This is a genomic window from Kinneretia sp. DJ1R-11, from assembly GCF_025717595.1.
Lineage (GTDB): Bacteria > Pseudomonadota > Gammaproteobacteria > Burkholderiales > Burkholderiaceae_C > Paucibacter_A.
In genome coordinates, this window is the sequence record NZ_JAJIRR010000016.1 from 37,682 (window position 1) to 54,596 (window position 16,915).

Here is a 16,915-nt window from a genome sequence, read left to right on the forward strand (position 1 = left end):
CGCCCCTACACCCCCGGCGACACGAGCCGGGGGAGAAGAAGTCCAGAGGCTTTTTTCTTTTTTAGGGCGATAGAGGTAACAGCGATGACGACACTTGTTGGATTGGTAGGCTGGCGCGGCATGGTGGGTTCGGTCCTGATGGACCGGATGAGCGCAGAAAAAGACTTTGACCTGATCGAGCCGCTGTTCTTCAGCACCTCGAACGCCGGCGGCGCCGCCCCGGCCCAGGCCAAGAACGAAACCAAGCTCCAGAACGCTTTTGACATCGAGCAGCTCAAGCGCTGCGAGATCATCATCACCGCCCAGGGCGGCGACTACACCAGCGAAGTTTTTCCCAAGCTGCGCGCCGCCGGTTGGAACGGCCACTGGATCGACGCGGCTTCGACGCTGCGCATGGAATCCGACGCCGTCATCATCCTGGACCCGGTCAATCTGCCGGTCATCAAGGATGCCCTGGCCAAGGGCGGCAAGAACTGGGTCGGCGGCAACTGCACCGTGTCCTGCATGCTGATGGGCGTGGGCGCGCTCTACAAGGCCGGTCTGGTCGAGTGGATGAGCACCCAGACCTACCAGGCCGCCAGCGGTGGCGGTGCCCAGCACATGCGCGAGCTGCTGACGCAGTACGGCACGCTGAACGCGTCCGTGCGCGCCTTGCTGGACGACCCCAAGAGCGCCATCCTCGAGATCGATCGCCAGCTCGTCGCCACCCAGCGCGGTTTGAGCGCCGCCGAGACCACCAACTTCGGCGTGCCGCTTGGCGGCTCGCTGATCCCCTGGATCGACAAGGACCTGGGCAACGGCCAATCCAAGGAAGAGTGGAAGGGCATGGCCGAGACCAACAAGATCCTCGGCATCGGCGAGGGCTTCGGCTCCAGTGCCATTCCCGTAGACGGTTTCTGCGTGCGTGTGGGCGCCATGCGCTGCCACAGCCAGGCCCTGACCTTCAAGCTCAAGGGCGACGTGCCCCTGGCCGACATCGAGGCCATGATCGCCGCCGACAACGAGTGGGTGAAGGTGGTGCCCAACACGCGTGAAGCCACGATCAAGGATCTGACCCCGGTGGCCGTGACCGGCACCATGACGATCCCCGTCGGCCGCCTGCGCAAGCTGGCCATGGGCCCTGAGTATCTGGGCGCTTTCACCATCGGTGACCAGCTGCTCTGGGGTGCGGCCGAACCGCTGCGCCGCATGCTGCGCATCCTGCTGGACCGCTGATCCATCGAGCGGACCGGGCGGCGCCTTCCCAAGTTTTGGGTGAGGCCCGCCCTCCGTGATATCCCTCACACGCGTTGTCCTCAAGCGACAAGCGGTGCCTTGACGGAGAAGCCCTACTGCTTCAAAAGAGCTTTTCAGCCATTGCCTGAGCTTCTTAGCGTATATGCTTGCCGCTGTTGAGTTTTCCGGTTCGCGTACCGACTGCAAGAGGATGGCATCGTGAGCGCTGTTGAGCGGAGAATACTGATCGTCGAAACAGGCGGACACCCGTTGGTGCCCGCCTTGTTGCTTTGGGGGATGCCTTGAAACTACACAAAAGCGCCTTGGGTAGCGCAATGAGCCGCACATGGGGCCGTTTTTCGCTGACCCATATGGCGGCTGCTCTGTTGGCTGCAGCCAGCAGCGGAGCCTGGGGTCTGGGTCTGGGCAAGCTGACGGTGCAATCTGCACTCGGCGAAACGCTCAAGGCCGAGATCGACATCACCAGCATCAGCGCCGAAGAGGCCGGTACCCTGAAGGTGCGCGTCGCTCCTCCTGAGTCTTATCGAGCCACCGGTGTCGAGTACAACGCCGTGCTGACGGGCACGCAGGTGCAGGTCTTGCGCCGCGATGGCCGCAATGTGCTGCGTGTGAGCAGCGACCGCGCGGTTCAGGAGCCCTTTGTCGATGTGATTCTTGAGCTCACCTGGGCCAGTGGCCGTTTGGTGCGCGAGTACACCCTGCTGTTCGATCCGCCGGCCAGCCCCAAGCCTGCCAACGCAGCGCCCGCCGTAGCCGCGGCCCCGGTGATTTCCTCCGCTCCGGCCGAAGCCACGCCGCTGCCGGCCAGCAGCCGTCCACGCCTGGATCCACGTCCTGCTGCACCCGCGCCCGTGCCTGCGCCCGCTGTGGCCGAAGCCCGCCCGCGCACCGAAGCGCCGGCACGCCCGGCCAGGAGCAATGAGGCGCCTGCCTCCGAATATGTGGTCAAGCCCGGCGACAGCCTGTCGCGCATCGCCGGCAAGACGCAGCCGGCCGGTGTTTCGCTGGACCAGATGCTGGTGGGCCTCTATCGCAACAACGAAGACGCCTTCATCAACGGCAATATGAATCGTTTGAAGGCCGGCAGCGTGCTGCAAGTGCCTTCCGCCGATAGCGTGTCCTCGCTGAGCACGGCCGAGGCGCGCCAGGTGATTCGCGCACAGAGCGCCGACTTCAATGCCTACCGCCAGCGACTCAGCGGTGCCGCCCCAACGATCAAGCAAGACGAAAGCGATCGCCAGGCCAAGGGCCAGGTTCAGGCTGCGGTGGAAGATCGCAAACAAGCCGCTGCGCCGACGCCTGACAAGCTGACTTTGAGCAAGGCCGCTGCGGCCGATGCGAAGCTTGCCAAGGTGTCCAAGGACACCGAGAAGAAAGACTCGGCGGCTCGCGTGGCCGAGTTGACTCGCAATGTGGAGGAGCTGAAGAAGCTGTCCAGCGCGGCCAAGCCGGCCCCAGCGCCTGCGCCAGTGGCGGCTCCCGCTACCGCGCCAGTTCAGGCACCGGCACCGGCCCCAGCACCCGTCCCAGCACCTGCGCCCGTGGTGGCTGCGCCTGTGCCGGCACCCGTGCCGGCTCCTGCCCCGCTGCCGGCGCCCGTGGCCTCCAAGCCCTTGCCCAGTACCGTGGCTCCGGCCGCGTCCAAGCCGGCCAGTGCGGTCATGCCGGCGGCGCCCGAAGTCGCTCAGCCCGGTATCTTGGAACAGCTGTTGGACAACCCCTTGCTGCCCCTGACGGGGCTGCTGTTGCTCGCGGCCGGCGGATTTGGTTTCTACCGCTTCCGCAATCAGAAGGCCCAGGCCAAGTCCGACACGGGTTTCCAGGAAAGCCGTCTACAGCCGGATTCCTTCTTCGGCGCCACCGGTGGCCAGCGCGTGGACACGCGCGATGCGGCCAACGGTGCCTCGTCGATGAACTATTCGCTGAGTCAGCTGGACGCCATCGGCGATGTCGATCCCGTGGCCGAGGCCGATGTCTACCTGGCCTATGGCCGGGATCTGCAGGCAGAGGAAATCCTCAAGGAAGCCTTGCGTGCCAACCCCGAGCGCATGGCCATCCGGCTCAAGCTGCTCGAGGTCTATGCCAAACGCCGCGACACCAAGGGCTTTGAGCAACTGGCCATCCAGCTTTACGCGGAAACGCAAGGTCGCGGTGATGACTGGGCCAAGGCCCAAGAACTCGGCCGCCAGATCGACCCTGAGAACCCGCTCTACCAGCCGGGTGGTGCGCCGAGTTTGCCGGCCAGCGGGCGCGAGGTTCATCCCGAGCCCATGGACGCCAGCACCATGCCTCACACGGTGACCGCGGGCGGTCATCTGGCCACCGAGCCTCTGGGTCGCAATGCACCGGACACAGGGCCGACCAGCGTGTTCGACCTGGACTTGGATCTCGACCTGGATTCACCGCCGGCCGCGCCAGCGCCGTCGCCGATTTCCATGGAAGCCACCCAGGCCCTGCCGACCACAGTCGATCAGGCGCCCATGGCCATGGACTTCGACCTGTCGCCGCCGGCGACGCCGACCCAAGCGGGTGGAACCGATCTGGAATTTGATCTGGACGATCTCGACGACGATCGCCCGGCCACGGTTACACCGGAAGCGGCCGGCGGCGCGCTGGACTTTGATCTGTCGTCCATCGACCTCGACCTGCCGGCCACGCCCGCCATTCCGTCCGCCGAGTCTTCGGCCCTGGAAGGCGATCTCGCGGCCGAGTTCGATGCCTTGATGAAAGAGGCTCCGGCCACTGCAGCTCCGGCCATCCCTGACATCGCTGACTTGGGCCTGGACGATGGCGACCCGCTGCTGCGTCAGCTGGAGTTGGCCGATGAGTTCCGCCAGATTGGTGACACCGAGGGCGCGCGCGAAGTGCTGCAGGAGCTGATCTCCAAGACCAGCGGCGGTCTGCGCGACAAGGCTCAAGCCATGCTCAACGAACTGCGCTGAGGCCTGTGGCATGCTTCGAGGCGCTCGGCCTGGCCGAGCGCCTTTTTCATTGGGGAGTGCTTTGATGTCGATGGTGTCCGGGGTGGAGCAGGGCCAAGGCCTGCAGACGGGGCAGGCGGAAGCTCTGCAGCGCGTCGCCCTGGGCGTCAGCTACCGAGGCCAGGCCTACCACGGCTGGCAGAGCCAGAACGACCGCCAGACCGTGCAGGACGTGCTGGAGGCAGCGCTCAGCCAATTCGCCGATCGCGAGGTTCGCACCATCTGTGCCGGGCGTACCGACACTGGCGTGCATGGGCTCAACCAGGTGGTTCATTTCGACACCACGGTGCGGCGCGAACCGGCCTCCTGGGTGCGGGGCACGAATCGTTACTTGCCGGCTGATGTGGCCATCCAATGGTGTGTGTTTCCGCCGGACGACTTCCATGCCCGTTTTGCGGCGCGAGGCCGACGCTACAGTTTTCTTTTGCTGGAATCGGTGGTGCGGCCGGCGATTGAGGCTGGCGCCGTGGGCTGGGTGTTCCGCCCGCTGGACATGGCCTCCATGCAAGCCGCCGCGGCGCTGCTGCTTGGCGAGCATGACTTCAGCAGCTTCCGCTCCTCGCAATGCCAAGCGAAGTCACCGATCAAGACCTTGCGTGCGATCGAGATCACGCGACGCGGCGCCTACTGGCGTTTCGACTTCGATGCCTCGGCCTTTCTTCACCACATGGTGCGCAATCTGATGGGTTGTCTGATCGCGGTGGGCAATGGCAGCCGGCCACCGGCCTGGGTGGGCGAGGTGCTGGCGGCACGCGAGCGCAGCGTTGCAGCACCGACCTTTCCGCCGGACGGGCTCTACTTCAAAGGCCCGTACTACGATGCGGAGCTGCAGATTCCGACCCACACCGCAGCCATGGACTGGTTGCCTTGAGCGTGTTGCCAACCCCTATTCTTTGAAGCCAGAGCGCCCATGAGCCGTACCCGAATCAAGATCTGCGGTCTGACCCGCGAGGCCGATGTGCTCGCTGCTGTCGCCGCCGGTGCCGATGCTATTGGCTTTGTCTTCTATGCCAAGAGCCCACGTTTCGTGAGCCCGACTCGTGCGGCTGAACTTGCTCGCGCGTTGCCGCCCTTCGTGACACCGGTGGGCTTGTTCGTCAATGCCAGCGAAGCCGAGGTCCGAGAGGCTTTGGCGGCGCTGCCGAACATGCTGCTGCAGTTCCACGGCGATGAGAGCGCGGCCGACTGCGAGCGCTACGGCCGGTCCTATCTTCGCGCTGCGCGCATGGAGCCAGGCTTTGATTTGTTAGACTTCGCCCAACAGTTTTCAACAGCACAAGCCATCCTGCTCGACGCCCATGTCGAAGGCTATGGCGGTGGTGGAAAGGTTTTCGATTGGTCACTCATTCCAAGAAACGTGCCCTCTCCAGTCGTTTTGTCTGGTGGGTTGCATGCCGGAAATGTGCTGACTGGCGTGCTTCAGGTCCGGCCCACGGCCGTTGATGTGAGTTCCGGCGTCGAGCAGGCCAAGGGCCTGAAAGACGCCACCCTGATCCAGCAGTTCTGCGCCGCTGTGCGCGAGGCCGATGCCCAAGTGGCCGGTCTGGACTGCGCCTGAAGAAAAGCGCTCCACACCATGCAAGATTACGCACAGCCCGATGCCCAGGGGCATTTCGGCCCCATCCATGGCCAAACTTATGGCGGCAGCTTTGTCGCCGAGACCCTGGTTCACGCCCTCGACGAGCTGAAAGAGGCCTATGCCCACTACAGCAAGGACCCGGAGTTCATCAAAGAGTTCAAGCGCGAGTTGGCCCATTTTGTCGGCCGCCCCAGCCCGATCTATCACGCCGATCGCCTGAGTCGTGAGCTCGGCGGTGCCCAGGTTTATCTCAAGCGAGAGGATCTGAATCACACCGGCGCGCACAAGATCAACAACACCATCGGCCAGGCCCTGCTCGCCAAGCGCATGGGCAAGAAGCGCATCATTGCCGAGACCGGCGCCGGCCAGCACGGCGTGGCGACGGCCACCATCTGCGCCCGCTATGGCATGGAATGCGTGGTCTATATGGGTAGCGAGGACGTCAAGCGCCAGAGCCCCAATGTCTACCGCATGCATTTGCTGGGCGCCCGCGTGGTGCCGGTGGAGTCGGGCTCCAAGACGTTGAAAGACGCGCTCAACGAGGCCATGCGCGACTGGGTCACCAACGTCGAATCGACCTTCTACATCATCGGCACCGTGGCCGGCCCGCACCCGTATCCGATGCTGGTGCGCGACTTCCAGCGCGTGATCGGTGACGAGTGCCTGACGCAGATGCCCGAGATGATCGGCCGCCAGCCCGATGCTGTGATCGCCTGTGTGGGCGGCGGCAGCAATGCCATGGGCATCTTCTACCCCTACATCCCCCATGCCGGCACGCGCCTGATTGGCGTGGAGGCAGCCGGGGAGGGCATGAACAGCGGCAAGCATGCGGCCACGCTGAGCGCCGGCAGCCCGGGTGTGCTGCATGGCAACCGCACCTACCTGCTGCAAGACGACAACGGCCAGATCATCGAGACCCATTCGATCTCGGCCGGCCTGGATTACCCTGGCGTTGGCCCCGAGCATGCCTACCTCAAGGACATCGGCCGCGCCGAGTATGTGGGCGTGACCGATGCGGAAGCGCTGGCCGCCTTCCACCACCTGTGCCGCACCGAGGGCATCATCCCGGCGCTGGAGTCCAGCCATGCGGTGGCCCATGCCATGAAGCTGGCGCCGACGATGCGGCCCGATCAGCACCTGCTGGTCAATCTGTCCGGCCGTGGCGACAAGGACATCGGCACCGTGGCCGATCTGTCCAAGGCCGAGTTCTACTGCCGGCCGTCCTGCAAGGGGCAGTCGGTCAAGGGCGGCGAGCAGCCGGTCCATGTGCTGAGCTCGAAAGGAGGCCTGTGATGAGCCGCATCCAAGCCACCTTCGCCCGTCTGGCCGCGCAAGGCCGCAAGGCCTTGATCCCCTTCGTCCACACCGGTGACCCTTACCCCGAAACCACGGTGCCGTTGATGCGTGCCATGGCCGAAGCTGGCGCCGACGTGATCGAGCTCGGCGTGCCCTTTTCTGACCCCATGGCCGACGGCCCGGTCATCCAGCGTGCGGCCGAGCGGGCCTTGCTAAAGGGCATCGGTCTGGCCCGCGTGCTGGCCGATGTGCGCGAATTCCGCCAGGCCGACGATGTCACCCCGGTGGTGCTGATGGGTTACGCCAACCCGATCGAGCGCTACGGCATTGCCCGTTTTGTCGACGATGCGGCGGCGGCCGGTGTCGACGGCGTGCTGGTGGTGGACTATCCGCCGGAGGAATGTGAAACCTTTGCTGCTCTGCTGCAGGCGCGTGGTTTGGACCCGATCTTCCTGCTGGCGCCGACCTCGACCGAGGCGCGCATGGCCCGCATCGGCAAGATCGCCAGCGGCTATGTCTACTACGTCTCGCTCAAGGGCGTGACCGGCGCGGGCCACCTGAACACCGCGGCCGTGGCCGAAATGATCCCGCGCATCCGCCAGCATGTCAGCGTGCCGGTGGGCGTGGGTTTCGGCATCCGTGACGCCGCCACCGCCCGCGCTGTGGCCGATGTTTCGGACGCGGTGGTGATCGGTTCTCGCCTGGTCGAGCTGCTGGAGACGCAGACACGCGATAATGTCGCTTTCACGGGTGCCCAGTTCATCCGCGAGATCCGCGCTGCGCTCGACGCGTAGCCTGACCTGAGAACCAGAACAAAGGAGTCTGCTTGTGAGTTGGCTTGAGAAACTGTTGCCGCCCAAGATGCAGCAAACCGACCCGACCGAGCGCCGCATGGTGCCGGAAGGTTTGTGGATCAAGTGCCCGTCCTGCGAGACGGTGCTCTACAAGACCGATCTGGAAAAGAACGTCAATGTCTGCCCCAAGTGCAGCCACCATCACCGCATCGGTGCCCGGGCTCGCCTGGACGCCTTCCTCGACGGCGAAGGCCGTTACGAGATCGGCCAGGAAGTGCTGCCGGTGGACGCGCTGAAGTTCAAGGACAGCAAGAAGTACCCCGATCGCCTGAAGGAAGCGCTGGAGCACACCGGCGAGACTGACGCGCTGATCGTCATGGGCGGCGCCGTGATGACGCTGCCGGTGGTGGTGGCCTGCTTCGAGTTCAATTTCATGGGCGGCTCCATGGGTTCGGTGGTCGGTGAGCGCTTTGTGCGTGGCGTGGAAACCGCCATCGAACAAAAGACGCCGTTCATTTGCTACACCGCGACCGGCGGTGCCCGCATGCAGGAGGGCCTCTTGAGCCTGATGCAGATGGCCAAGACCAACGCGGCCCTGACCCGCTTGGCCAAAGCTAAGCTGCCTTACATCAGCGTGCTGACCGACCCGACCATGGGCGGCGTGTCGGCCTCCTTTGCCTTTGTCGGTGATGTGGTGATCGCCGAGCCCAAGGCGCTGATCGGCTTTGCCGGCCCGCGCGTGATCGAGAACACCGTGCGCGAGAAGCTGCCCGCTGGCTTCCAGCGCGCCGAGTTCCTGATGGAAAAGGGTGCCGTGGACATGATCGTGGACCGCCGCGAACTGCGCGAGACCATCGCCCGCTCGCTGGCCATGCTGCAGCGCCAGAGCTCGGACGCCGTGGCCTGAGCTGCCTTGGCAGCCGCTGTCTGAACTCTCGCTCCTCACCCCACACGGCCAGGCCCACAAGGTCTGGCCGTCTTTCTTTGCTGGAAGCGTTTTCCTCGCCATGACCTCTCAGAACCTCATGCCCGTGCCTGCCACTCTGGACGACTGGCTGGCCCATTGCGAACGTCTGCATCCCAAGACCATCGACATGACCCTGGAACGGGTCACCACCTTACGCGAGCGCCTCGGCTTGAACTTCGAGCCGCCGGTGGTGGTGGTGGCGGGCACCAATGGCAAGGGCTCGACCTGCGCCATGCTGGAGTCCATCGCCTTGCAGGCGGGCTACCGCGTGGGCCTCTACATCAAGCCGCACCTGGTCCATTTCCAGGAGCGCTGCCGGGTGGGCGGCGCGCCGGTGGACGCAGAGAGCTTGCTGCCGCATTTCGCGGCCGTGGAGGCGGCGCGCGGCGAGATGACCCTGAGCTATTTCGAGTTCACGACCCTGGCCATCATGCGCCGCCTGGCGGCCGAGCCCCTGGATCTGGTGATCCTCGAGGTGGGCCTGGGTGGGCGCCTGGATGCTGTCAACTGCATCGACGGCGACTGCGCCGTCATCACCAGCATCGATCTGGATCACACCGAGTACCTGGGGCCGGACCGTGAGTCGGTGGGCCGCGAGAAAGCCGGCATCATGCGCGCCGGCCGCACCGTGATCGTCAGCGACCCCATGCCGCCGGACAGCCTGGCGGCACGCGCCGCCGAGATCGGCGCCGATCTGCGCCAGCTGGGGGTTGATTTCAGCTACAGCGGCGATCGCCAGCAGTGGCAATGGTCGGGCCGCGAGCGCCGCTTCAGCGGCCTGGCCTATCCGGCGCTGCGCGGCGTCAATCAGCTGCTCAATGCGGCGGGCGTGCTGGCGGTGTTCGAGGCTTTGTACGAGCGCCTGCCGATCAGCGCGCAAGCGGTTCGCACCGGCCTGGCCTTGGTGGAGTTGCCCGGGCGCTTCCAGGTCGTGGCCGGCCAGCCGGCCCTGGTGCTGGACGTGGCGCACAACCCGCATGCCGTGGCGGCCCTGGCCCAGAATCTGGACCAGATGGGCTTCTACCCGCGCACCCATGCTGTCTTTGGCGCCATGGCCGACAAAGACCTGGCCAACATCTTCCAGCGCATGGCCCCTTTGGTCGACGTCTGGCATTTCTGCAATTTGGAGCTGCCCCGCGCCGCCAGCGCCACCGATTTGCAGGCTCAGTTCGCAGCCCTGCAGGCCGAAGGGCGCCTGAAGGCACCGCCGCAGGTGCAGCTGCACACCCATGCGCAGCCGCTCGACGCCCTGGCGGCCGCGGCGGCCGAGGCGGACCCCGCTGATAGAATTCTGGTCTTCGGTTCCTTCTACACCGTGGGTGGCGTGCTCAAGAACGGTGTGCCTCGTTTGCAGGCCAAGCAAGCATCGACGGACGCACTGCCTCCCGCGAATTTCCCCACCGTCGGATGAGACCGGGCGACCGGTTTTGCCAGGCTTTAGAACTCAGCGCTTCGGCGCTGGCCTGAGGCGACCGGCGCTCACTTTGTTCCAGCTTTCGTCAACGCTGTCCTTCACCTCGGCGCAGGCCGGATTTTTTGCCATGGGTTTGCTGTCCTTTTTCAAGCGCGACAAGACCGGACCGGCTGCCAAGCGGGTGGCCGATTCGGCCGATGCCGTCCAGCAACTGCGCCTGCGGGCGCGCCATCGCCTGATCGGCGCGGCCGTCTTGGTCGGTGTCGGTGTGATCGGTTTCCCTCTGGTGTTCGAGACGCAACCGCGACCGATTCCGGTCGATTTACCCATCGATATTCCCAGCAAGGACGCTGCTGCGCCCTTGGCGATTCCGCAGCCTCGGCCTGTGCAGCCCAGCCTGCCGCCTTTGGCTGCGGCCGAAGAGAAAGAGCTCGCGACGCCTGCCGCCAGTTCTAACCGTGTGAGCGAAGGCAAGGTGGCTCTTGCGCCCGCGCCGCTTGCGGTACCGGCCCAAGCTGCCGACAAGCCGATCGAGAAGTTGCCCGAAAAACCAGCCGAGAAAGTTGCTGAGAAGAGCTTGGACAAGGCGGTCACCAAGCCAGCCGAGAAGTTAAGCGAAAAGCCAAGTGAGAAAACGGTCGATAAGCGCAACGCCAGCGGCAGCAGCCCCGAGGCCGCTCGTGTGCAAGCCTTGCTTGAAGGCCGAGCCGGCACGTCAGTCGGCAAGCCAGCGGACGCCGTGCCCAGCACGCGACACATTTTGCAAGTGGGCGCCTTTGCCGATAGCAAATCAGCCCATGAGGTGCGCATGAAAGTGGAGCATCTGGGACTCAAGACCTACACCCAGGCCGTAGACACCGCGGCCGGCAAGCGCATCCGCGTGCGCCTTGGACCCTATGCCAACCGCGAGGAAGCCGACAAGGCGGCGGCCAAGCTCAAGGCGGCCGGCCTGTCGGCGGCCGTGTTGACGCTTTGATGCGGCGCGGCCAAGTTTCTTTCGCGACCGAGCCTTGCGCATACCGAGGTGACTTGGCATGAGCTGGGTAGACCTGACGCTGCTGGCTTTGCTGGTACTGTCTGTGCTGGTCGGTGTCTGGCGCGGCCTGGTGTTCGAGTTGCTGTCTTTGGCCGGTTGGTTGGTCGCTTATCTGGCGGCGCCACATGTGGCGCCATGGCTGCAGACTTTTTTGCCGCAGCAGCGCCTCGGGGCCAGTCTGAGCGCGGGCCTGGCGCTGGTCTTGAGCTTTGCCTTGGTCTTGTTGCTCTGGGGCCTGGCTGCGAAACTGTTGCGCGCCTTGATTCAGGCCTCACCGTTGAGTGTGCTGGACCGTTTGGCGGGTGCCGGATTTGGCGCGGTGCGGGGCCTGCTCCTGGCTTTGTTCTTGGTGGTGCTGGTGCAGATGACGCCGGCGGCCCAGTGGCCGGCCTGGCAAGAGTCGCTCCTGGCGCCGCAGCTGCATCAGGTCTTGGGCACCTTGCGGCCCTTGTTGCCGGAAGTGGTAGCGAGTCGATTGCCTGCCTGAGCCACAAGCTCGGGCAGCTAGGAAGTTGAACGGCGCTTGGCTGGGCCGTTAGGTATTTGGACAAAAGTCTCATCCAGAGAAGGAAAAGCCATGTGCGGCATCGTTGGCGTGATCTCCCGTTCCCCTGTCAATCAGCTGATTTATGACGCTTTGCTGCTGCTGCAGCACCGCGGTCAGGATGCTGCGGGCATCGTCACGATGCAGGGCAACAAATGCTTCATGCACAAGGCCCGCGGCATGGTGCGTGATGTCTTCCGCACCCGCAATATGCGCGCGCTGCCCGGCTCTATCGGCCTGGGCCAGGTGCGTTACCCGACCGCCGGCAATGCCTACAACGAAGAAGAGGCTCAGCCTTTCTACGTCAATGCGCCCTTCGGCCTGGTGCTGGTGCACAACGGCAACCTGACCAATGCGCAAGGGCTGAAGACCGAGCTGTTCGACATTGATCGCCGCCACATCAACACCGAGAGCGACTCGGAAGTTTTGCTCAACGTGTTGGCGCATGAGCTGGAACAGGTCGCTCGCGATCTGCCGCTGACACCCGACGGTGTGTTCAAGGCGGTGCGAGCCGTGCACAAGCGCATCAAGGGCTCTTATGCCGTGATCGCTTTGATCGCAGGTCATGGTCTGCTGGCCTTCCGCGATCCTTATGGCATTCGCCCACTGTGCTTTGGGCAAGCGGCCGATGGCGAGTACATGGTGGCGAGCGAAAGCGTGGCCTTGGAAGGCAATGGTTTCCAGCTGGCCCGCGACGTGGCGCCCGGCGAGGCTCTCTTCGTGGACATGAACGGCACGCTGCACACCCAGCAATGCGCCGAGAACCCGACGCTGAACCCCTGCATGTTCGAGTTCGTCTACCTGGCTCGTCCGGATTCGGTGATGGACGGCATCTCCGTCTACCAGGCACGCCTGAACATGGGTGAGACCCTGGCCCAGCGTCTGATCTCGACCATGCCGCCCAGCGACATCGATGTGGTGATCCCGATTCCTGAATCGAGCCGCCCCTCGGCCATGCAGCTGGCCCATCGCATCGGCAAGCCCTACCGCGAAGGCTTTGTGAAGAACCGCTACGTTGGTCGCACCTTCATCATGCCGGGGCAGGGCGCGCGCAAGAAGTCGGTGCGCCAGAAGCTCAACGCCATCGGCCTAGAGTTCAAGGGCCGCAATGTGCTGCTGGTCGATGACTCTATCGTGCGCGGTACCACCTCCAAGGAAATCGTGCAGATGGCCCGCGAGGCAGGCGCACGCAAGGTCTATCTGGCCTCGGCCGCGCCACCGGTGCGCTTCCGCAATGTCTACGGCATCGACATGCCGACCAGCGAAGAGCTGGTGGCGCACAACCGAAGCATTGAAGAGATTCGAGAGTTCATCGGCGCCGACGCGCTGATTTACCAGGATGTGGACGCGATGAAGCGTGTGGTCGCGGCCCTGCAGCCCAACTTGCAAGGCTTCGAGGCCTCCTGTTTCGATGGGCGCTACATCACCGGTGATGTGACCGCCGAAGACTTCGCCAAGCTCGAGGCCCAACGCCGCAGCCAGGGTGATGAAGAGGAGGGCCCGGCGCGAAGCCGCTTGGCGCTGCAAAGCGGGGGTGATGGCCAATGAGTTTGAGCGATGAAGCCCGCCGCATGGCCCGCGCGTCGCTGCCCGAAGGCCTGCGCCCGGAAACCCTGGCGGTGCGCACGGCGCTGCCGCCCAGCCAGCACGGCGAAAACTCCGAGGGTCTGTTTCTGACCAGCGCCTATGTCCAGCCGGACGCGGCCACCTCAGCCCAGCGTTTCGCCGACTCGGAAGATTTCACCTACTCGCGCACCAGCAACCCGACGGTGCGCAGCTTGGAGGCACGTCTGGCCGCGATGGAGGGCACCGAAGCTGCCATCGCCACGTCCACCGGCATGAGTGCCATCCTGCTGCTGTGCATGGGCTTGCTCAAGGCGGGCGACCATGTGCTGTGCTCGCGCTCGGTGTTTGGTACCACCATCAATCTGTTTGCCAAGGAGTTCGGCAAGTTCGGTGTCGAAACGACCTTCGTTTCGCAGACCGACCTCGCGGAATGGCGCGCGGCCCTGCGCCCCAACACGCGGCTGCTGTTCGCCGAGACGCCGACCAACCCGCTGACCGAAGTCTGCGATATTCGTGCCTTGGCTGACATCGCTCATGGCGCCGGCGCGCTGCTGGTGGTGGACAACACCTATTCCACACCTGCGCTGCAGCAGCCCACGCGCTTCGGCGCCGATCTGGTCATGCATTCGGCAACCAAGTACATGGACGGGCAAGGCCGGGTCATGGGCGGTGCACTTTGTGGCCCCAATCGCTTGATCAAGGATGTGTTCGGCCCGGTCATGCGCACGGCCGGCATGGTGCTCTCGCCCTTCAATGCCTGGGTGATCCTGAAGGGTCTGGAGACCTTGAGCCTGCGCATGAAGGCGCAGAGCGAACAAGCCTTGGCCGTGGCCCGATGGCTCGAAGCCCGGCCCGAGGTGGCGCGTGTCTATTGCCCGTCTTTGCCCTCGCATCCCCAACATGAGTTGGCCATGCGCCAGCAGTCGGGGCAGGGCGGGGCGGTGCTGTCGTTTGAGTTGCGCGCCGACACGCCCGAAGCTGCGCGTGCTGCCGCATTCCATGTGATCAATAGCACCCGCGTGCTCAGCATCGCTACGAATCTGGGCGACACCAAGTCCATCATCACCCATCCCGCCACCACCTCGCATGGTCGACTCAGCGAGGCTCAGCGTCAGGCCGCCGGCATCAGCCAAGGCCTGATCCGCCTGGCTGTCGGGCTAGAGCATGTCGATGACATCACCGACGACCTGAACCGTGGCCTCTCCACTTTGAACAGCTTATGAGCCAACACGCCAACATTCCCGTGCGCACCCGCATTGCGCCGTCGCCGACCGGTTTCCTGCATCTGGGCACGGCCCGAACGGCTCTGTATTCCTGGGCATACGCGCGCCATTACGGCGGCAAGTTCGTGCTGCGCATCGAAGACACCGATGTGGCTCGCTCGACGCAGGATTCGGTGGAGCAGATCCTGGCATCGATGAAGTGGCTGGGCCTCGATTACGACGAGGGCCCGATCTACCAGATGCAGCGTCTCGATCGCTACCAGGCTGTTGCCGAACAGCTGATTGCTGAAGGCAAGGCCTACCGCTGCTACTGCACGCCGGCCGAGCTGGACGAGACTCGCGAAGCTCAACGGGCACGCGGTGAAAAGACCCGTTACGACGGCCGCTGGCGTCCGGAGCCCGGCAAGGTCTTGCCGCCGGTGCCGGCCGGCATCGCGCCCGTGGTGCGCTTCAAGAATCCACTGGACGGCGACGTCACCTGGGACGATCTGGTCAAGGGCCCCATCACCATCAACAACCGTGAGATCGATGACTTGATCATCGTGCGCCCAGCGGCCGCAGATGCGCAGGCAGGTAGCCTGGGGGTGCCGACCTACAACTTCGCTGTGGTGGTGGATGACTGGGACATGCAGATCAGCCACGTCTTCCGCGGCGACGAGCATGTCAACAACACGCCTTGGCAGATCAATATCTTCCGTGCTCTCGGTGCGCCGCTGCCTGCGTTTGGCCATGTTCCGGTGATTCTGGGTGACGATGGCCAGAAGCTGTCCAAGCGCCGCGGCGCCGTCAGCGTCACGGCCTACGAAGAAGGCGGCTATCTACCGGAAGCCATGCTGAATTACCTCTCGCGCCTAGGCTGGAGCCATGGCGACGACGAACTGTTCAGCCGCGAGCAGCTGGTGTCATGGTTCGATGGCAGCCATCTGAACAAGAGCCCCGCGCAATGGGATCCGGCCAAGCTGGAGTGGGTCAACAGCCAATACATCAAGCAGGCCGATGACGGTCGCTTGTCTGTTCTTGTGGCCGCTCAGCTGGCGTCACGTGGCATGCAGGCAGATGCTGCCAAGCTTGCACCGATGTGCGCCCTGTTCAAGGACCGTTGTTCCACGACTGTGGCGCTGGCCGATTGGCTGGCCATGTATTTCGGCCCGGTCAGCCCTTCGGCCGAGGACTTGGCTGCTCATGTCACTGACGCAGTGAAGCCAGCCTTGGGTACGCTCGCTGACAAGCTGCACGCATTGGCTGAGTGGAGCAAGCCCGCCATTGCTGCGGCCATCAAGGAAACCATCGCAGCTCACGGTCTGAAGATGCCTCAATTGGCCATGCCGGTGCGTGCTTTGGTGTGCGGCCGCGTGCAAACTCCCAGCGTCGATGCGGTGCTGGAACTGTTCGATCAAGAAATTGTTGTGAAACGCTTGCGCTCCTTGTGAAAAACATCCTATACTCTACGTCTTGCTTGAACAGCGCGAAACTTTAGATGTCTCGCGGTGCTTAGGGGAGTTGAAAGGTCTGTAGAGACTGCTTGACTGTCTGAAGTGCTGAAAAGAATCGTCGGGGGTATAGCTCAGCTGGGAGAGCGCTTGCATGGCATGCAAGAGGTCAGCGGTTCGATCCCGCTTACCTCCACCAAATTCAATATGGAGTTTGTGTGGCGCGCGGTTCAGGTGCAAAAGTTTTGCGATATACTGCAGAGCTTGAATATATAGAGTTGATTGCTGTATACTTTGCGGCAGTTAATAAGAAGGTTTAGTCCCCTTCGTCTAGAGGCCTAGGACACCACCCTTTCACGGTGACTACAGGGGTTCGAATCCCCTAGGGGACGCCAAGTTTGACAAGGCTTGGTAGTTATTGAAAAATAGCTACAAACTTGTTTGATGTGAGTTGGATTATGTATATAATCTGATTCGTCATCTGGAGTGGTAGTTCAGTTGGTTAGAATACCGGCCTGTCACGCCGGGGGTCGCGGGTTCGAGTCCCGTCCACTCCGCCAGCTTTTAAGCAAAGAATGTAGGTTCTTTGTTTGCGTTGAAGAAATTCGGTAAAACGAGTTTCAAAGGCGGCCAAGAAATTGGCCGCAGTTATTTGTAAGATTGTTTTGAAGTTTGACACGCTTGAATGGCGCGGCAACCGAGGTTCGCAAGGATCTGGGGGTATAGCTCAGCTGGGAGAGCGCTTGCATGGCATGCAAGAGGTCAGCGGTTCGATCCCGCTTACCTCCACCACCAAACGCTGTTTGGAAGTGGCGCGCGATTCAGGACGTGATCAGGCAAGAAGGATCA

13 protein-coding genes and 4 tRNA genes are annotated in these 16,915 nt (G+C 63.6%); all 17 read left to right on the forward strand.

All coding sequences use genetic code 11. The annotated features are described in order from the left end of the window. Positions 1-84 precede the first annotated feature (84 nt). Positions 85-1,215 (forward strand): aspartate-semialdehyde dehydrogenase, encoded by a 1,131-nt coding sequence (asd, locus tag LNV23_RS20995; protein WP_263564783.1) that lies wholly within the window; start codon positions 85-87, stop codon positions 1,213-1,215. 335 nt (positions 1,216-1,550) lie between these two features. Next, positions 1,551-4,178 (forward strand): FimV/HubP family polar landmark protein, encoded by a 2,628-nt coding sequence (locus LNV23_RS21000; protein ID WP_263564784.1) that lies wholly within the window; start codon positions 1,551-1,553, stop codon positions 4,176-4,178. Between the two features lie 70 nt (positions 4,179-4,248). Next, complete coding sequence (gene truA / locus LNV23_RS21005; protein ID WP_263564857.1) at positions 4,249-5,088, forward strand: tRNA pseudouridine(38-40) synthase TruA; 840 nt, start codon at positions 4,249-4,251, stop codon at positions 5,086-5,088. A 39-nt stretch (positions 5,089-5,127) separates the two neighbouring features. Beyond that, a complete protein-coding gene (locus LNV23_RS21010; RefSeq protein WP_263564785.1) occupies positions 5,128-5,775 on the forward strand; it encodes a phosphoribosylanthranilate isomerase in 648 nt (215 codons plus the stop codon). Between the two features lie 18 nt (positions 5,776-5,793). After that, complete coding sequence (gene trpB / locus LNV23_RS21015; protein ID WP_263564786.1) at positions 5,794-7,089, forward strand: tryptophan synthase subunit beta; 1,296 nt, start codon at positions 5,794-5,796, stop codon at positions 7,087-7,089. Next, entirely contained in the window at positions 7,089-7,886 is a 798-nt protein-coding gene (gene trpA / locus LNV23_RS21020) for a tryptophan synthase subunit alpha (protein WP_263564787.1), read from the forward strand. The genes trpB and trpA overlap by 1 nt, the downstream gene beginning before the upstream one ends. A 34-nt stretch (positions 7,887-7,920) precedes the next feature. Then, positions 7,921-8,793: an acetyl-CoA carboxylase, carboxyltransferase subunit beta gene (gene accD / locus LNV23_RS21025; protein WP_102766892.1), complete on the forward strand. Its 873-nt coding sequence runs from the start codon at positions 7,921-7,923 to the stop codon at positions 8,791-8,793. Between the two features lie 118 nt (positions 8,794-8,911). Beyond that, on the forward strand, positions 8,912-10,264 hold the full coding sequence (folC, locus tag LNV23_RS21030) for a bifunctional tetrahydrofolate synthase/dihydrofolate synthase (RefSeq protein ID WP_263564788.1): 1,353 nt from the start codon (positions 8,912-8,914) through the stop codon (positions 10,262-10,264). Positions 10,265-10,394: 130 nt separating this feature from the next. Further along, the gene (locus tag LNV23_RS21035) at positions 10,395-11,243 is read left to right on the forward strand and encodes an SPOR domain-containing protein (protein ID WP_263564789.1); all 849 of its coding nucleotides are present in this window, start codon (positions 10,395-10,397) and stop codon (positions 11,241-11,243) included. A 58-nt stretch (positions 11,244-11,301) separates the two neighbouring features. Continuing rightward, positions 11,302-11,790: a CvpA family protein gene (locus tag LNV23_RS21040; protein ID WP_263564790.1), complete on the forward strand. Its 489-nt coding sequence runs from the start codon at positions 11,302-11,304 to the stop codon at positions 11,788-11,790. 90 nt (positions 11,791-11,880) lie between these two features. Then, the gene (purF, locus tag LNV23_RS21045) at positions 11,881-13,395 is read left to right on the forward strand and encodes an amidophosphoribosyltransferase (protein WP_263564791.1); all 1,515 of its coding nucleotides are present in this window, start codon (positions 11,881-11,883) and stop codon (positions 13,393-13,395) included. 23 nt (positions 13,396-13,418) lie between these two features. Continuing rightward, on the forward strand, positions 13,419-14,636 hold the full coding sequence (locus LNV23_RS21050; RefSeq protein ID WP_263564792.1) for an O-succinylhomoserine sulfhydrylase: 1,218 nt from the start codon (positions 13,419-13,421) through the stop codon (positions 14,634-14,636). Next, positions 14,633-16,066, forward strand: coding sequence for a glutamate--tRNA ligase (gene gltX / locus LNV23_RS21055; RefSeq protein WP_263564793.1), 1,434 nt, complete (start codon positions 14,633-14,635; stop codon positions 16,064-16,066). Before LNV23_RS21050 ends, gltX begins: the two co-directional genes overlap by 4 nt. Positions 16,067-16,189: 123 nt before the next feature. Further along, positions 16,190-16,265: transfer RNA gene (locus LNV23_RS21060), tRNA-Ala, on the forward strand. A gap of 120 nt (positions 16,266-16,385) precedes the next feature. Continuing rightward, positions 16,386-16,461, forward strand: a tRNA-Glu gene (locus LNV23_RS21065). Positions 16,462-16,549: 88 nt separating this feature from the next. After that, a tRNA-Asp gene (locus tag LNV23_RS21070) sits at positions 16,550-16,626 on the forward strand. Between the two features lie 156 nt (positions 16,627-16,782). Beyond that, a tRNA-Ala gene (locus LNV23_RS21075) sits at positions 16,783-16,858 on the forward strand. The last annotated feature ends 57 nt before the right edge of the window (positions 16,859-16,915 follow it).